14 protein-coding genes are annotated in these 17,325 nt (G+C 42.7%); all 14 read left to right on the forward strand.

Going from position 1 to position 17,325, the window contains the following annotated elements; translation table 11 throughout:
* Positions 1–33 precede the first annotated feature (33 nt).
* The 14 genes from cpsG (at position 34) to FDX14_RS17300 (ending at position 17,053) form a co-directional block, all read left to right on the forward strand.
* Positions 34–1,404, forward strand: coding sequence for a colanic acid biosynthesis phosphomannomutase CpsG (cpsG, locus tag FDX14_RS17235; RefSeq protein WP_137349939.1), 1,371 nt, complete (start codon positions 34–36; stop codon positions 1,402–1,404).
* 54 nt (positions 1,405–1,458) lie between these two features.
* Positions 1,459–2,853, forward strand: a complete 1,395-nt coding sequence (gene wcaJ / locus FDX14_RS17240) for an undecaprenyl-phosphate glucose phosphotransferase (protein WP_137349940.1) — start codon at positions 1,459–1,461, stop codon at positions 2,851–2,853.
* Position 2,854: 1 nt separating this feature from the next.
* Positions 2,855–4,333, forward strand: a complete 1,479-nt coding sequence (locus tag FDX14_RS17245) for an MOP flippase family protein (protein ID WP_137349941.1) — start codon at positions 2,855–2,857, stop codon at positions 4,331–4,333.
* Positions 4,334–4,356: 23 nt separating this feature from the next.
* On the forward strand, positions 4,357–5,637 hold the full coding sequence (wcaK, locus tag FDX14_RS17250) for a colanic acid biosynthesis pyruvyl transferase WcaK (protein ID WP_137349942.1): 1,281 nt from the start codon (positions 4,357–4,359) through the stop codon (positions 5,635–5,637).
* Positions 5,634–6,854 carry a colanic acid biosynthesis glycosyltransferase WcaL gene (wcaL, locus tag FDX14_RS17255; protein WP_137349943.1) on the forward strand — a complete coding sequence of 407 codons (1,221 nt, stop codon included), beginning with the start codon at positions 5,634–5,636 and terminating at the stop codon, positions 6,852–6,854. The genes wcaK and wcaL overlap by 4 nt, the downstream gene beginning before the upstream one ends.
* 11 nt (positions 6,855–6,865) lie before the next feature.
* A complete protein-coding gene (wcaM, locus tag FDX14_RS17260; protein WP_137349944.1) occupies positions 6,866–8,260 on the forward strand; it encodes a colanic acid biosynthesis protein WcaM in 1,395 nt (464 codons plus the stop codon).
* Positions 8,261–8,408: 148 nt separating this feature from the next.
* Positions 8,409–9,404, forward strand: coding sequence for an SDR family oxidoreductase (locus FDX14_RS17265; RefSeq protein WP_137349945.1), 996 nt, complete (start codon positions 8,409–8,411; stop codon positions 9,402–9,404).
* A 238-nt stretch (positions 9,405–9,642) separates the two neighbouring features.
* Positions 9,643–10,536: a GalU regulator GalF gene (gene galF / locus FDX14_RS17270; RefSeq protein ID WP_137349946.1), complete on the forward strand. Its 894-nt coding sequence runs from the start codon at positions 9,643–9,645 to the stop codon at positions 10,534–10,536.
* 489 nt (positions 10,537–11,025) lie between these two features.
* The gene (locus FDX14_RS17275; protein WP_137349947.1) at positions 11,026–11,421 is read left to right on the forward strand and encodes an FAD synthase family protein; all 396 of its coding nucleotides are present in this window, start codon (positions 11,026–11,028) and stop codon (positions 11,419–11,421) included.
* A gap of 80 nt (positions 11,422–11,501) precedes the next feature.
* On the forward strand, positions 11,502–12,815 hold the full coding sequence (locus FDX14_RS17280; protein WP_137349948.1) for an MATE family efflux transporter: 1,314 nt from the start codon (positions 11,502–11,504) through the stop codon (positions 12,813–12,815).
* Positions 12,787–13,965, forward strand: a complete 1,179-nt coding sequence (locus FDX14_RS17285) for a CDP-glycerol glycerophosphotransferase family protein (protein WP_137349949.1) — start codon at positions 12,787–12,789, stop codon at positions 13,963–13,965. The genes FDX14_RS17280 and FDX14_RS17285 overlap by 29 nt, the downstream gene beginning before the upstream one ends.
* On the forward strand, positions 13,952–14,758 hold the full coding sequence (locus FDX14_RS17290; RefSeq protein WP_137349950.1) for a glycosyltransferase: 807 nt from the start codon (positions 13,952–13,954) through the stop codon (positions 14,756–14,758). The genes FDX14_RS17285 and FDX14_RS17290 overlap by 14 nt, the downstream gene beginning before the upstream one ends.
* A complete protein-coding gene (locus tag FDX14_RS25670; RefSeq protein WP_137349951.1) occupies positions 14,748–15,971 on the forward strand; it encodes an EpsG family protein in 1,224 nt (407 codons plus the stop codon). The genes FDX14_RS17290 and FDX14_RS25670 overlap by 11 nt, the downstream gene beginning before the upstream one ends.
* Positions 15,972–16,345: 374 nt before the next feature.
* The gene (locus FDX14_RS17300; RefSeq protein ID WP_137349952.1) at positions 16,346–17,053 is read left to right on the forward strand and encodes a glycosyltransferase; all 708 of its coding nucleotides are present in this window, start codon (positions 16,346–16,348) and stop codon (positions 17,051–17,053) included.
* Positions 17,054–17,325 lie beyond the last annotated feature (272 nt).

A 17,325-nucleotide genomic window follows, 5' to 3' on the forward strand; every position in this document is an offset into this window, starting at 1 on the left:
CAGGGCCTCCTGTTGCCTGAAAAAGGGTAAATCATGACAAAACTGACCTGTTTTAAAGCGTATGACATCCGCGGCCGACTGGGCGAAGAGTTAAATGAAGAGATTGCGTGGCGCATTGGCCGCGCTTACGGCGAGTTCCTGAAGCCGAAAACCATCGTCCTCGGCGGCGATGTCCGCCTGACCAGCGAGACGCTAAAGCTGGCGCTGGCGAAAGGACTGCAGGATGCAGGGGTGGATGTGCTGGATATTGGCATGTCGGGCACCGAAGAGATTTATTTCGCCACTTTCCATCTTGGCGTTGATGGCGGTATCGAAGTGACCGCCAGCCATAATCCGCTGGATTACAACGGCATGAAGCTGGTGCGGGAAGGGGCGCGGCCCATCAGTGGTGATACCGGTCTGCGCGACGTACAGCGTCTGGCGGAAGCGAATGACTTTCCGGCGGTTGATGAGAGCAAACGTGGCCGCTACCAGCGGATTAATCCTCGCGATGCTTACATCGATCATCTGCTGGGTTACATCAATCCTGGCAACCTGAAACCGATGAGGCTGGTGCTCAATTCCGGCAACGGTGCGGCAGGTCCGGTGGTGGATGCCATTGAAGCCCGTTTTAAGGCGCTGGGCGTGCCGGTCGAGTTCATCAAAATTCACAACACGCCGGACGGCAATTTCCCCAACGGTATTCCCAACCCTCTGCTGCCAGAATGCCGGGCTGACACGCGCAATGCGGTGATTGAACACGGCGCGGATATGGGAATTGCTTTCGACGGGGATTTTGACCGCTGCTTCCTGTTCGATGAAAAAGGCCATTTCATTGAGGGGTACTACATTGTCGGCCTGCTGGCGGAAGCATTTCTGGAGAAGAATCCGGGGGCGAAAATCATCCATGACCCGCGCCTGTCCTGGAATACTGTGGATGTGGTGACGGCGGCCGGCGGTAAACCGGTGATGTCAAAAACCGGACACGCGTTTATCAAAGAGCGTATGCGCCATGAAGATGCCATTTACGGCGGTGAGATGAGCGCGCATCACTATTTTCGCGACTTTGCTTACTGCGACAGCGGGATGATCCCGTGGCTGCTGGTGGCGGAACTGCTGTGCCTGAAAGGACAGTCACTGGGCGAACTGGTCCGTGACCGGATGGCGGCGTACCCGGCGAGTGGAGAAATAAACAGCACGCTGGCGGAGCCGACGGCAGCGATAGCGCGGGTGGAGCAGCACTTTTGCCGTGAGGCGCTGACGGTGGACAGAACGGATGGCATCAGCATGTCGTTTGTCGACTGGCGCTTCAATTTACGCTCTTCCAATACCGAACCGGTGGTGCGCCTGAACGTGGAATCGCGCGGAGATATTCCGTTGATGGAAGCGCGAACGCGCACTCTTCTGGCGTTGCTGAATCAGTAATGCCGGTGCTTCCTTTGCCCGATGATGGGCCAAAGGCGACTAACAGGAACCACGATGACACATCTAAAGAAGCGCGAACGCGCCAAAACCAATGCGTCGTTAATTTCGATGGTGCAACGCTTTTCGGATATCACCATCATGTTTGGCGGGCTATGGGTAATCTGCGAATTAAGCGGTTTGCCTTTCCTGTACATGCACCTGCTGGTGGCGTTGATCACGCTGGTGGTTTTTCAGATGCTCGGCGGGATAACGGATTTTTATCGCTCCTGGCGCGGCGTCAAAATATCCACTGAGCTGGTGCTGTTGCTGCAAAACTGGACGCTGAGCCTGATTTTTAGCGCAGGCTTAATTGCCTTTAATAATGATTTCGATAACCGTCTTGCGGTCTGGCTGGCATGGTATCTGCTGTCAAGCGTAGGGTTGGTGTTGAGTCGTTCGTTTATTCGCTACGGCGCTGGATGGCTGCGTAATCGCGGTTACAACACCCGCCGGGTCGCGGTGGCTGGTGACCTGCCTGCCGGACAAATGCTGCTGGACAGCTTTCGCCATGAACCGTGGCTGGGGTTTGAAGTGGCCGGCGTCTATCACGATCCTATCCCCGGCAAAAACTCCCACGACTGGGCCGGGAACCTGCAACAGCTGGTGGATGACGCTAAAGCCTCACGCATTCATAACGTCTATATCGCCATGTCGATGAGCGATGGCGCCAGCGTAAAAAAACTGGTACGTGATCTGGCAGATACGACCTGCTCAGTGATCCTCATCCCCGATGTCTTTACCTTCAACATCCTCCATTCACGGATTGAAGAGATGAACGGTGTTCCGGTGGTGCCGCTGTATGACACGCCGCTCTCGGGAATTAATCGTCTGTTGAAGCGTGCGGAAGATATCGTGCTGGCCTCGCTGATCCTGCTGCTGATTTCCCCGGTGCTGTGCGGTATTGCGCTACTGGTGAAACTGACCTCAAAAGGACCGGTAATTTTTCGCCAGACCCGTTACGGCATGGATGGGAAGCCGATCAAAGTCTGGAAGTTTCGCTCAATGAAAGTGATGGAAAACGACGCGGTGGTGACGCAGGCGACGCAAAACGATCCACGCGTGACGCCGGTGGGGAATTTTCTGCGTCGGACGTCACTGGATGAGTTACCACAGTTTATTAACGTGCTGACGGGAGGGATGTCTATCGTCGGCCCGCGTCCGCATGCGGTGGCGCATAACGAACAGTACCGCCAACTGATTGAAGGGTACATGTTACGTCATAAAGTGAAGCCGGGCATTACCGGTTGGGCGCAAATCAACGGCTGGCGGGGGGAAACCGATACGCTGGAAAAAATGGAAAAACGTGTGGAATTTGACCTCGAATATATTCGCGAGTGGAGCTTATGGTTCGATATCAAAATTGTTTTTCTGACGATATTTAAAGGCTTTGTGAACAAAGCGGCGTATTAACATGAGCTTACGAGAAAAAACACTGAATGGCGCGAAGTGGTCGGCGATTGCCACGGTGATCATTATAGGTCTGGGGCTTATCCAGATGACCGTCCTGGCGCGGATTATTGATAATCATCAGTTCGGGTTGTTAACCGTGGCGCTGGTGATCATTGCGCTGGCCGACACGTTGTCTGACTTTGGCATTGCCAATTCCATTATTCAGCGTAAAGAGATTGGCTACCTTGAGCTGACCACCCTGTACTGGCTCAATGTTGGACTCGGTATTGTGGTATGCGTGACGATGTTTCTGCTTAGCGAGACGATTGCCAGCGTACTCAATAATCCTGAACTGGCGCCGCTCATCAAAGCGTTATCACTGGCGTTTGTGGTAATACCGCACGGACAGCAGTTTCGCGCGCTGATGCAAAAAGAACTGGCCTTTAACAAAATCGGCATGATTGAGACCAGTTCGGTGCTGGCCGGTTTTACCTTTACCGTGGTCAGTGCCCATTTCTGGCCGCTCGCGCTGACGGCCATTCTGGGGTATCTGGTGAACAGTACGCTACGTACGCTGCTGTTCGGCTATTTTGGTCGCCAGATTTACCGTCCGGGGCTGCATTTCTCGCTGGCTTCCGTTTCGTCAAACCTGCGTTTCGGCGCATGGCTGACGGCGGATAGCATCATTAATTACATCAATACCAACCTTTCTACGCTGCTTTTAGCCAGAACGTTGGGGGCAGGCGTCGCGGGGGGATTCAATCTTGCCTGGAACGTGGCGGTTGTACCGCCAATCAAACTGAACCCGATCATTACCCGCGTTCTGTTTCCGGCGTTTGCCAAAATTCAGGACGACAGCGAAAAACTGCGGGTGAATTTTTACAAACTACTGTCGGTGGTCGGGATCATCAATTTTCCGGCGCTGCTGGGATTAATGGTGGTATCGAACAATCTGGTGCCGCTGGTATTTGGCGAGAAGTGGAACGGTATTGTCCCCGTCCTGCAATTGTTGTGCATTGTCGGGCTACTGCGCTCTGTCGGGAATCCGATCGGTTCACTGCTGATGGCGAAGGCGCGGGTTGATATCAGCTTCAAATTCAATGTGTTCAAAACCTTTCTGTTTATTCCGGCCATTTTCATCGGTGGACATCTGGCGGGGGCGACAGGCGTGACGTTGGGCTTTTTGCTGGTTCAGGTGATTAACACCATCCTCAGCTATTTCGTGATGATCAAACCTGTCCTGGGCTCCAGCTACCGTCAGTACATGCTCAGTCTGTGGCTACCGCTGTATCTCTCCTTGCCAACCGTTGTTGTGAGTTATGCGCTGGGTTTTACCCTGCACAATCAACTGCCGTTAAGCGTGGTGCTGGGGTTGCAAATCGCGGCGGGAGCGCTGGCGTTTGCGGTGATGATTGCGCTGTCGCGCCATCCGCTGGTGGTGGAAATAAAAAGCCAGCTCTGTCGCAGTGAAAAAATGAAAACCTTGCTCCGTGCAGGATAAGAACAACGCTTTAAGAGGTCATAATGAAACTATTAATTTTGGGCAACCATACCTGCGGGAACCGAGGGGATAGCGCTATTCTGCGCGGTTTGCTGGATGCCATTAACGCGCAGCGTCCCGAGACTGAAGTCGATGTTATGAGCCGCTACCCGGTAAGCTCCTCATGGTTACTCAACCGTCCGGTGATGGGCGATCCGTTATATTCGCAGATGAAGCAACACAACAACGCCGCGGGCGTCATGGGACGGGTGAAAAAGGTCTTGCGCCGTCGCTATCAGCACCAGGTGTTGCTTTCGCGCGTTACTGACTCCGGCAATCTGCGCAACATCGCTATCGCCCAGGGATTTACCGATTTTGTCCGTTTACTGTCGCGTTACGACGCCATTATCCAGGTCGGCGGATCGTTTTTTGTCGATTTGTATGGTGTGCCGCAGTTCGAACATGCCCTGTGTTCATTTATGGCAAAAAAACCGCTGTACATGATTGGGCACAGCGTGGGGCCATTCCAGGATGAGCAGTTTAATCAACTGGCTAACTACGTTTTTGGTCACTGTAACGCGCTGATTTTGCGCGAATCCGTCAGTCTGGATCTAATGAAACGCAGCGCAATAACCACGGAAAAAGTGGAAGCAGGCGTGGATACCGCCTGGCTGGTCGACAATCATCATCAGGATTTTGAGCCGGGCTACGCCGTACAGCACTGGTTGCAAATGGTGGCAAAGCAGAAGACTGTGGCCATTACTTTGCGTGAACTGGCGCCCTTTGATAAGCGTCTGGGAACCACGCAACAGGCCTATGAACAAGGCTTTGCCGGGGTAGTGAACCGCATTCTCGCTGAAGGTTACCAGGTAATAGCGCTGTCAACCTGTACCGGTATTGATAGTTACAACAAAGATGACCGTATGGTGGCGTTGAACCTGCGTCAGTATGTTAACGATCCGGCCCGTTATCACGTGGTCATGGATGAACTCAACGACCTTGAGATGGGTAAAATTCTCGGGGCATGCGACCTGACGGTGGGCACTCGCCTGCACTCTGCCATCATTTCGATGAATTTTATGACGCCCGCCATCGCCATTAACTACGAGCACAAGTCGGCAGGGATCATGCAGCAACTGGGATTACCGGAAATGGCCGTCGATATTCGCCATCTTTTAGATGGCAGTCTGGAGGGTAAGGTCGCCGATATTCTCGGACAGCTTCCCGAACTGAACATACGGGTAGGGGATGCGGTTATGCGTGAACGCGAACGTGGGGTGCGCATGGTGGAGTCGGTATTAACGCGCATTGAGGGGGAAAAATGAAGATTGGTTTTTTCCTGCTTAAATTTCCACTCTCCTCAGAGACCTTTGTGTTAAATCAGATCACTGCGTTTATCGATATGGGCTATGAGGTGGAGATTGTCGCTATGTATAAGGGCGATCTTGAAAATACGCATGCCTCATTTAATGCCTACCAATTGGGCGACAAAACGCGCTGGCTGCTGAATGAACCGGACGGCAAACTGGCAAAGCTGAAATGCAGGGCGGCGGCTGCATTTCAGGGCATCACCCGCGCGGCCACCTGGAAAGCGCTGAATGTCTCTCGCTATGGCGACGAGGCGCGCAATCTGATTTTGGCGGCTATCTGCGGCGGGAATCCGCAGGCGTTTCAGGCAGATGTCTTTATTGCGCACTTTGGCCCGGCAGGCGTGACGGCTGCCAAACTGCGTGAGCTTGGGATGATCCGCGGGAAAATCGCCACGGTATTTCATGGAGTTGATGTTTCGCATCGGGACGTTTTGGCCCGCTATACCCCCGAATATCAGCAGTTGTTTCAGCGCGGTGACTTGATGCTGCCCATCAGCAATCTCTGGGCCGGACGGTTAAAAAACATGGGATGTCCGCCGCAGAAAATTGCCGTCTCGCGTATGGGAATCGATATGACGCGCTTTACCCCCCGCCAACTGAAATCGCCAGCCGCGCCGTTGGAGATTATCTCTGTCGCGCGCTTAACCGAGAAAAAAGGGCTGCACGTCGCCATCGAAGCCTGTCGGCAGTTGAAAGAGCAGGGAGTCTTATTTCGCTATCGCATTCTTGGCATTGGCCCCTGGGAGCGTCGTCTGCGGACGCTGATTGAACAATATCAACTCGATGATGTGATTGAGATGCCCGGCTTTAAACCCAGCCATCAGGTGAAGGAGCAGCTTGAGCAGGCAGATGTATTTCTGCTGCCTTCCATCACCGGCAGGGATGGTGATATGGAAGGGATCCCGGTAGCGCTGATGGAGGCGATGGCGGTGGGGATCCCAGTTATTTCGACGGTTCACAGCGGGATCCCTGAGCTGGTGGAATCGGGTAAATCTGGCTGGCTGGCGCCGGAAAACGATGCTCAGGCGCTGGCTGAACGGTTGGCGGCATTCAGCCAGCTCGACAGTGAGCAGGTGCAGCCGATTGTGCAATGCGCGCGAGAAAAAATTGAAAATGAATTTAATCAGTTAGCGATTAATAAACAGTTAGCCAGCCTGCTGCAAACGATGTAAATCGAGGTTGTATGTCAGAGAAAAAACTCTCACGTCGTGCTTTTCTGACGGCAGGCTCTGCGCTTGTCGTGTTGCACTCTCCCGTAGGTCGGGCGCTTGAATCATCTGGCAGCGTCAATATTCAGGATTACAACCCAAAGGATTGGGTCGCATCTTTCAGGCAGGCATTCACGGAAGGGCAAACGGTAGTCGTACCCGAAGGGCTGGAATGTAAGAATATCAATACCTCGATTGTTATTCCGCCAGGCAAAACGCTATCCGTTCAAGGCCGCATAAGCGGCAGTGGGCGTGGGCGCTTTGTTCTGCAGGATGGATGCAAGGTGATGGGCGGGCAGGGCGGGAGCCTGAGGAATGTTACCCTCGATGTGCGGGGTTCGGACTGCGTAATAAAAGGGATTGCCATGAGTGGTTTTGCTCCGGTAACGCAAATCTATATTGGCGGCAAAAACTCAAGGCTGATGCGTAATCTGACGATCGATGATATTACCGTTACGCGTGCTAACTATGGGATCCTGCGTCAGGGCTTTCATAACCGCATGGACGGCGTAAAGATCACTAACAGCCGTTTTAGCGATTTACAAGGGGACGCTATCGAGTGGAATGTAGCGATAAACGACAGCAATATCCTCATTTCTGACCATGTCATCGAACGTATCAACTGTACCAATGGCAATGTGAACTGGGGCATCGGTATCGGGCTGGCGGGGAGTACTTATGATAATAGTTATCCCGAGGAACTGGCGGTAAAAAACTTTGTGGTGGCGAACATCACCGGTTCCGACTGTCGACAGTTAGTCCATGTGGAGAACGGCAAACACTTTATCATTCGTAATATTACCGCGCGAAATATCACTCCGGATTATAGTAAGAAAGCGGGCATTGATAATGCGACGGTCGCGATTTATGGATGTGATAATTTCGTTATTGATAATATCAATATGGAGAATAGCGCAGGTATGCTCATTGGCTATGGCGTCATCAAAGGGCGATATTTATCCATTCCGCAAAATTTTAAGTTAAATAATATTCATCTGGATAACTCGAAACGGGAATACAAATTACGTGGCATCCAGATCTCCTCCGGTAATGCCACGTCTTTTGTGGCTATCACGAATGTAGAGATGAAGCGCGCCACGCTGGAGTTGCACAACCAACCGCAGCACCTTTTCTTACGCAACATCAAGGTCATGCAACAATCCACGACGGGACCCGCGCTCAAGATGCACTTCGATCTGCGCCAGGATGTACGCGGTAAATTTATGGCCAAACAGGATACCTTGCTATCACTGGCGAATATCCATGCGGTAAACGAAACCGGGCAAAGTTCAGTTGACATTGACCGTGTAAACCATCAGGTAGTGAATGTAGAAGCGGTGAATTTCCGACTGCCGGGGCAGGGGAGGTAACCCCACCATAATCTTACTGGATATCATTGGCTAAAAGATTATAATCACTCAATTACTGTTAAAGCTGGGGCTGGGCAGCGTTGACTACTCAGGGAAGATGCTCATCTTTATCATATGATTCTTGTATTTTGAACAGACAAAGTGATTTATGAACGATAAAGTTTTGCTCATCGGTGCCTCGGGATTCGTGGGGACCAGACTCCTGGAAACGGCTATTGGAGATTTTGATATCCACAATCTGGATAAACAGCAAAGTCACTTCTATCCGCAAATCACGCAAATTGGCGATGTTCGCGATCAACAAGCTCTGGTTCAGGCGCTTTCAGGCTATGATACAGTTGTTTTGTTAGCGGCTGAACATCGTGATGATGTCAGTCCTACGTCACTCTACTATGATGTGAATGTTCAAGGGACGCGCAATGTATTGGCTGCTATGGAGAAAAATGATGTTAAGAACATCATTTTTACCAGTTCAGTCGCCGTTTATGGTCTGAACAAAACCAATCCTGATGAAAATCATCCACACGATCCTTTCAACCACTACGGTAAAAGCAAGTGGCAAGCGGAAGAGGTTCTCCGTGAATGGCATGCTAAAGCGCCTGACGATCGTTCGCTGACTATCATTCGTCCAACCGTTATCTTTGGTGAGCGCAACCGTGGTAACGTTTATAACCTGCTTAAGCAGATTGCTGGCGGTAAGTTTATGATGGTTGGGGCTGGTACGAATTATAAATCAATGGCTTATGTGGGTAATATTGTAGAGTTCATCAAGTATAAACTGAAGAATGTGACAGCTGGTTACGAGGTTTATAATTACGTTGATAAACCCGATCTCAATATGAATCAACTAGTTACCGAAGTTGAACAGAGCTTAAGTAAAAAAATCCCCTCAGCACACTTACCTTACGCCTTAGGCATGTTAGGCGGTTATTGCTTTGATATTTTGGGCAAACTGACCGGTAAAAAATATGCAGTCAGCTCTGTGCGCGTGAAGAAGTTCTGTGCCACCACACAGTTTGATGCAACGAAAGTCCACTCATCAGGTTTTGTGGCACCGTACACATTGTCGCAGGGATTGGATCGCACTTTAAAATACGAATTTTTGCATGATAAGAAAGATGACATTACGTTCGTCTCTGAGTGATCATTGTTGCAATTAACATCCGGGACGTAGTTAGCAACGATTTTCGGAAACGGTATAATAAATGCTGATTTCAGCACGTTTCCGAAGAATCTGAGTTCACCTCTGTGCTGGTGAAGTGTAGTGTTTGCGTTCGGTTTACCTTAACCAGTCTGTTTGGTGTTAAGGATGGAGCCAGCGGTACTGGCTAACATACGGCTAAAGTCTATACTTTATCAGCCGTTAAGAGGTAGGAGATAGAATGACTAACTTGAAAGCAGTTATCCCGGTAGCGGGCCTGGGGATGCACATGTTGCCGGCTACGAAGGCAATTCCAAAAGAGATGCTGCCAATCGTAGACAAGCCGATGATTCAATACATTGTCGACGAAATTGTAGCTGCTGGCATTAAAGAAATCGTTCTGGTGACTCATGCATCAAAGAATGCGGTAGAAAACCACTTCGATACGTCTTATGAACTCGAGTCTTTGCTTGAGCAGCGCGTCAAGCGCCAGTTGCTGGCCGAAGTGCAGTCTATCTGTCCTCCAGGCGTAACTATCATGAACGTTCGTCAGGCTCAGTTGCTGGGGCTGGGTCATTCAATTCTCTGTGCTCGCCCAATTGTTGGGGACAACCCGTTTGTTGTGGTGCTCCCTGATGTCGTTCTTGATACCGCGAGTGCGGACCCTCTGCGCTACAACCTGGCCGCCATGGTTGCTCGTTTTAATGAAACGGGGCGCAGTCAGGTTCTGGCTAAACGCATGGAAGGCGATCTGTCCGAGTACTCGGTTATTCAGACTAAAGAGCCTTTGGACAACGAAGGTAAAGTCAGCCGCATCATTGAATTCATTGAGAAACCCGATCAGCCGCAAACGCTGGATTCCGATCTAATGGCCGTAGGGCGCTATGTGCTGTCTGCTGACATTTGGGCGGAATTAGAGCATACACAACCTGGTGCCTGGGGCCGTATCCAATTAACGGATGCTATTGCAGAATTGGCGAAAAAACAATCTGTCGATGCGATGTTGATGACGGGCGACAGCTACGACTGCGGTAAAAAAATGGGCTATATGCAGGCGTTCGTGAAGTATGGGCTGCGGAATTTGAAGGAAGGGGCGAAGTTTCGTAAGAATGTTGAGAAATTACTTGGCGAGTAATGAGTTCTGATCGCTTTACAGGGTTGCTCTAAAATTTGGCAGTGGTTTTTTTTTCGACGAAAATAAAGTTTATGTCACTGCCACTTCAAGCTTTTTCATAAATAATAATTGATTAAGGCAGCAAATAGTTATCATACTTTAATTAGGCGTAATTTGTTAAGAGGGAATGTTTAGTCGTTGTTACCCTCGATGTCTTTAATGTTGAATCTAATATGGGATGCTTAGTGCACTGGTAGCTTTTGAGCCTGGGGCGGTAGCGTGTGTGATCAGTTTAATGGCATTTTTTGAATGTAATTTCAGCTGGTATCATAATGACTGATTAATATATCAATGTAGAATATCGGCTGTGTAAATGATTTTTATATAATTCCTTTTCTTGCGTGACCATATCACTTCTCCATTTAAGTTTATAGCAAATTATGCTAATAACATTTTTATAATTACCTCAATCGATTGTATTTCTAATAACTATTTCAGAGTGAATGTTAAATGAAACGAGTAATAACTTTTGGCACTTTTGATGTTTTCCATATTGGTCATGTTAATATACTCAAAAGAGCTCGTAGTCTTGGTACAGAGTTAATTGTAGGTGTATCATCTGATGCTTTGAATTATTCTAAAAAAGAAAGATATCCGATCTATTGTCAAGAGGATCGTGTCGAAATAATATCATCTCTTAAGTTTGTAGATCATGTTTTCATCGAAGAATCATTAGAACTGAAACTGGATTATATTAAAAAATACAATGCTGATTTACTCGTGATGGGAAATGATTGGGAAGGACGGTTTGATTGGGTTAAAAATGAGTGTGAGGTTTTGTATTTACCTAGAACGCCTTCTATATCAACAACTGAAATTATAGAAATTGTACGTAGAGCAAAATAAAATATTTTTTCCAGTTTTATTAATTTAAATAATGCAATTTTATTGAGCAGAAGAAAGCGAAATCTGTATGGTAACCGAATATGGCAACAAGTGAAAAGGAAAAGAAATATAAAACAATATCATTATTGTCTATATGCTTCTCTTCTATTCGTGTATTTGTCGGCCCTGTAACTTTATTGGTGTTGGCTAAAAAACTATCCAGTGAAGAACTGGGTTTTTATTATGCTTTTTTTTCACTCACTGCTATGACACAATTATTAGAAGTGGGCATGACGGGAGTGCTTAAACAGTACTATAGTCATTCATATAATTCCACAGATAATAAAGGCAATAGTGATAAAATATCAAATTATTTCATGTTTTCCCTATATTGGTATTTTTCTTTAGCTATAGTTTTTTTCATTATGGGGGGGATCGTATCATACGTGATGTTTAAGGATTATCATGGTATTATTCAATGGGGAAAACCATGGTATTTCTTACTATTAATATCGTGTATAAGTTTGATGCTATTACCTCTAAATGCTATGTTAGATGGTACACAAAAACAAAATATGTTAATCAGGGCTAACATTGTTAGCCAGTTAATGGTTGCTGGCTCATTGTGGATAGCAATCTATTCTGATTTTGGCTTATATTCTATGGGGATATCTCAATTATCAGGAGCAATATCATTTTTAATATCAATTTATTGTTTTAATAAATATAGTTGGTTTTTCATAGATTTTAAAAAAAAAGGATTTGTATTTAAAAATGTTTTTTTTGAATTGTGGCCTTTATTAAAAAAAACAAGCGTGGTTTGGTTTTTAGGTTATTTCTACTGGAATGGATTTAATATAATATCATTTAAATATTTAGGTCCGGAAATTGCCGGTTATATTGGTATTTCCATATCAATAATGCGTGCAGGTCAGAACATAGCTATGTCAATATTAAATTCACAAATGACTCTATATGCTAATAATATAGCAAATGGTTTCATCAAAGAAGCTAAGAAAATATTTGATAAGTATTTTTTCCTTTCACTGACATTACTTTTGATAGGGTATGCGTTTTTTTATATTCTATATTTTATTAAGCCAAATTTTTTCTTATTTGAAAAAGTATTACCAATGAATCAGATGGTATATATTTCGGTCTTTTTTATTTTTACATTCATAATATCAGGTATTGAGGTTTTTACTCGTTGTTTCAAAGTTGAAAAATTTATCATAACTCAAGTTATTAATTCAATTCTCACACCATCTCTTTTTTTATTGGGTATTCAATTACAGATAAAATATTTTATATTACCAATAGCCTCGGTTTTAATAGTTTCAATATTAACTATATTAATTAGTAAGCGATTTTATTCAGGTTTCACATATGAGAAAAATAATCAAGTACATAAGTAAAGTATTATTATGGGTTATCTATCCTATGGGTTTCTTATTTAAACGTGATGAGAACACTTGGGTTTTTGGTGGATATGGTGGTTTTACTGATAATACTCGTTATCTGTTTGAAACAACCAATAAATATGAGGGTATCAGATGTATATGGATTTCTGATAAAAGACAAATAGTCGATTTTATTAGAGGGAAAGGATATGAGGCATATACTAAAAATAGTATAAAAGGGCTATATTATTGCTTTAAGGCTAAAGTATATGTTTATTCAAATTATGTTTCTACTATAAATTTTTATACGTCAGCGGGTGCTGTATTGGTAAATTTATGGCATGGGACCCCACTAAAAAAAATAGAGTATGATATTAAAAAATTACCATTGTATTCTTATTTTAAGGGTGCTAACTGGTTTATAAAAATATTGATGCCAGAAAAACATATTAAGTGCACTCTAATCCTTTCACCAAGTGATTTTGTGTATAATTATTCATTCAAATCGGCATTTAGAGTATTTGATCCTAAATGCGTTATTATAGCAGATCCGCCCCGTATCTCTAATTTAATAGAAAGATCAAATAATAAAACATCTGCTAATGATAGTTCAGTGGAAAAAAAACCAAAGATATTTCTGTATGCTCCTACGTGGCGGGACGATCGTTCAGACTTCATTAAATTATCCGGGATGGATTTTAATGAGTTAAATACATTTCTATCAAGTAATAATGCCCTTCTATATTTAAGATTGCATCCGAATACTGAGCTAGATATTAATATAACGGAGTTTAAGAATATAGCAGTTATTGATAGTAACCAGCCAGTTGAGGACAATATGCTGGATTCCGATTATTTAATAACAGACTATTCATCAATTTATTTTGACTATTTATACCTTGATAGACCTATTATATTTTATCCATTTGATTTGCACGAGTATACGACAGCACGAGATCTGTATTTAAAGTATGAGGATGTTACTCCAGGAGCTAAAGTATTTACTCAAAAAGAACTTATGTCGGAAATGAAGAAGTTGTTAGACGGCGAAGATGATTGGGTTGAATTTCGTTCTTGTATTTCGGAGAAATTTTGTTCCTTGGAACGAAATGGTGATATGTACATCATAAAGAGGATTCAAAGTTTTATATATGATAATCAGTAAATTATTCAATAATATTGAGTCTAAAATTGTTAATATAAGACTTAACTTCAATGAGTTGTCAGGTTTTTTAACTCGCGATAGCAGAGATAGCTTAACTGTCAAATATTTATCGAAAGCTGTATCCGATAGGAATAAACATCCATCAATTACAGCTGTCTATCGAGTGAAGAATGGTGCAACTTTTATTGAGTTATCAATATTATCTGTCGCAGCACTTTGCCGGGAAATAATAATTGTAGATAATGGCTCAACGGACTCAACTTTATTAATAGTCGAAAAGCTTAAAAGTGAGCTTAAAGATATATGCGAAATTAAGATATTTCACTATACAGAGCAAGTGGCATTGGCTGGCAATAAATATTATGATGAGATCACGAAGTATCCAGAGCGCTCATTAGCAACATATTATAATTACGCTTTTTCTTTAGCTACATCAGATTTTGTAATGAAATGTGATGCACACTATATATATACTCCAGCAGGAATAAATAAAATACAGTCTAAGTTAATTTCATTATATAATTATACCGATGTTATTTCTTTTCGTGGGGTTGAGGTTTTTGGTGCAATATTAGCTTGTGAGCCATACTTAATTAGGAAGGATAGTTTTGAATACTATGACTCTACATTTTTTGAGGTGTTGAAGTTAAAAAATAAGAGGAAATTTTTACAGAAAATAATGAGCAGAATTAGTATGCCATGTTTTATCCATGTTAAAAGATTATCTTATATCAAAACAATTCATATATCTAAGTTAAGTCCTGTCGAGTATCTATACAAAAATGATTCTTAAAAATCACGATGTGGAAGCTGATGCTTTCTTTAACAAAAAAAATAAGACGATACATACTTTTTTAGTATATAATATAACAATATTTTTTGTTATTATATTATATTTTATTTACCCTCTAATCACGTTACCCCTTATTGGTTTGCTCAGTCCATTTGTTAACAATAGACTCAGAGCTTTTTTCTCACTACTTTCAATTGTATTTTTTATCTTATTCTATTCATCAATAACTCCATTTTCTGATATTGCTGAATATGTTTTGATTTATAGAAATATAATGGAAACCAATATATTTAGTTTCGGGAGATTTGGTGGGGGGATTGAAATATTTATATTGCTCATTATGCGGGGCGTCTATTTCGTTTTTAATGGAAATGAATATGCTTTTTTACTTTCAAGCTTCACTATAATTCAGTTCTTTTTATTTTTATTTTGTCTTCGAATTAATCCTCGACTTTCTTGCCTATATTTCCTGGTTTTCAACCTGTCTTATGCTTTTTATGCTTTTAATGCATATTTTCTGCGTAGTATGCTATCAGCAGTTTTTTTACTAAATGCTTTTTTATTGTTTAATAGGAAAAAATACTTTTATTATTTGTTAGCTATAACATCTCATTTGTCATCAGTGTTATATATAGGCATGTGGGAGTTTATAAAAGCAAGAAATAGAAAAATAAAATTTATTGTCTTAATTGTCGCGATTTTTCTTATGGTTGTGTGCTTTATATCATTACGCGAACGTATTGAATATTATTTGTTTCATAGTCATGGCAATTCGATGGGGTACGTTCAGGCTTTGACTATAGTTATTAATTATCTACTTTGCTTTTTAATATTATTTTATTCGAATGCCAGAGCAGAGTTAATTACTAGAAGAATGTTTTTATTTCTAATTTTCTTCTTACTGTTGGGGATAATGAGTTATAATATACCGCAAAATTTTGGTATTCGGATTGCTTTGTTTATCTATGCTCTTTCGCCATTTTTTATATATCCAATGCTAATATCATCGAAAGTTTATACAGCAAGTAAAATTATTGCTTTGTATTTTCTTCTTTTGATAAATTGTTCTTTCCTGTTTATTGTTTTATATAAAGGTGATGATGTGTCTTTTTATATGTTTGAACACCCATTTGATGTTAGTTTTTGGGAAGTTTTAAGTAAGAATATCAATTCTTATTTATTAGAGTACTATTCAGTCATTTATACAAGATAGTAAATATTACTTGAAGCATTTAGCTCAGCTATTAAACCCTTGTTTTTTTATCTAATATTCGTTGAAAGACAAAAATGGGAGTAAGTAGAGCAAAAAATTGCAACAGCATAATATATGCAATTATAGCTTTATAGGCAATAAGGATAGTATTATTATTTTTTGGCATTTTATTATTTTATGGTCGGCATAACATTGTTAAAGCTATTTTATAAAATATCAATAAGAACTATATCTCGGTAGTTACCGCTAATTTAACGCTAAGGTTTGAATAATTAATAGTGTCCCTATCGCTACCCACATATTATTGTAGCTAATATAGACCCATGTATGCTTCTATAGTGAAATCAACCATATCTAGAAAACAGGAAACTCAATTGGATATTGAAATTGGTTTATCGGCTTTAAATTCAGGAATTTATAAAATAAGATTTCGCAGTGATTGTCGGTATCTTTTGATCCATCAAGTTACTAATGGTCAAGATTATTCTGATTTTGTAAGAACCTTACCATCTAATGTTAGATATATAGAATCTAATGAAGTTGGGTTGTCAAAAAGCAGAAATCTGGCAATTGAAAATGCAAAATCAGATTATCTTTGGATCATGGATGATGATGTGGATATATACGATGAAGCATTGCCTTACATATATCATTTTACCACTAAATATAATGAAAGTCCTTTATTGATTGTTTCTCATACATTAAATAAAGATGCAATAGAAACAAATGAAAAAATAAAAAGAGTTAACATTGTTTCTGCTGCTAGAATTTGCTCTATTGATATGATTATTAAAATATCTGCACTAAAAAACGTCCGGTTTAACACTGGATTTGGCCTTGGTACTAAATACCCTTCGGGTGAAGAGTACATCTTTGCATGTGAGTTGATTCGCTCTGGTGGTAGGATTTATAAATCAAATAAGGTCTGTTCGTTTCATCCGGAAATAGCACCAAGTACTAAGTTATACCCTAATAAAGACAAGTTAAAGACAAAAATGAAAATGTTTATAGCTGCAAATGGTTTTACTGTTGGCTTCATATTATATATGGCTTTTTGCATCAAAAAATTATTATCCAGATAATAATAAATTCCTTGTGTTAATTACCTCTTTTACATACATAAGGATTATTGTTTTTATCTTGGTTTTATGATTAATATTATATGTAAAAGCAGAGGGGACATGAGGTGCCCTTTATTTTATAAGGGTTTTAAGTTAATTTAATAATAATCACTTCTTTTAAAGAAAGAGTACTATTTCCCTCATGTTTGTCTGTTGATGCGAGATTTTGTTTATCTAGTGAAAGTGATTTTGTTATTCGATATAGGACGTTAGCTTAGTGTCTGGCCTGCATA

Source organism: Citrobacter sp. wls710, from assembly GCF_005281115.1.
GTDB lineage: Bacteria > Pseudomonadota > Gammaproteobacteria > Enterobacterales > Enterobacteriaceae > Citrobacter > Citrobacter werkmanii.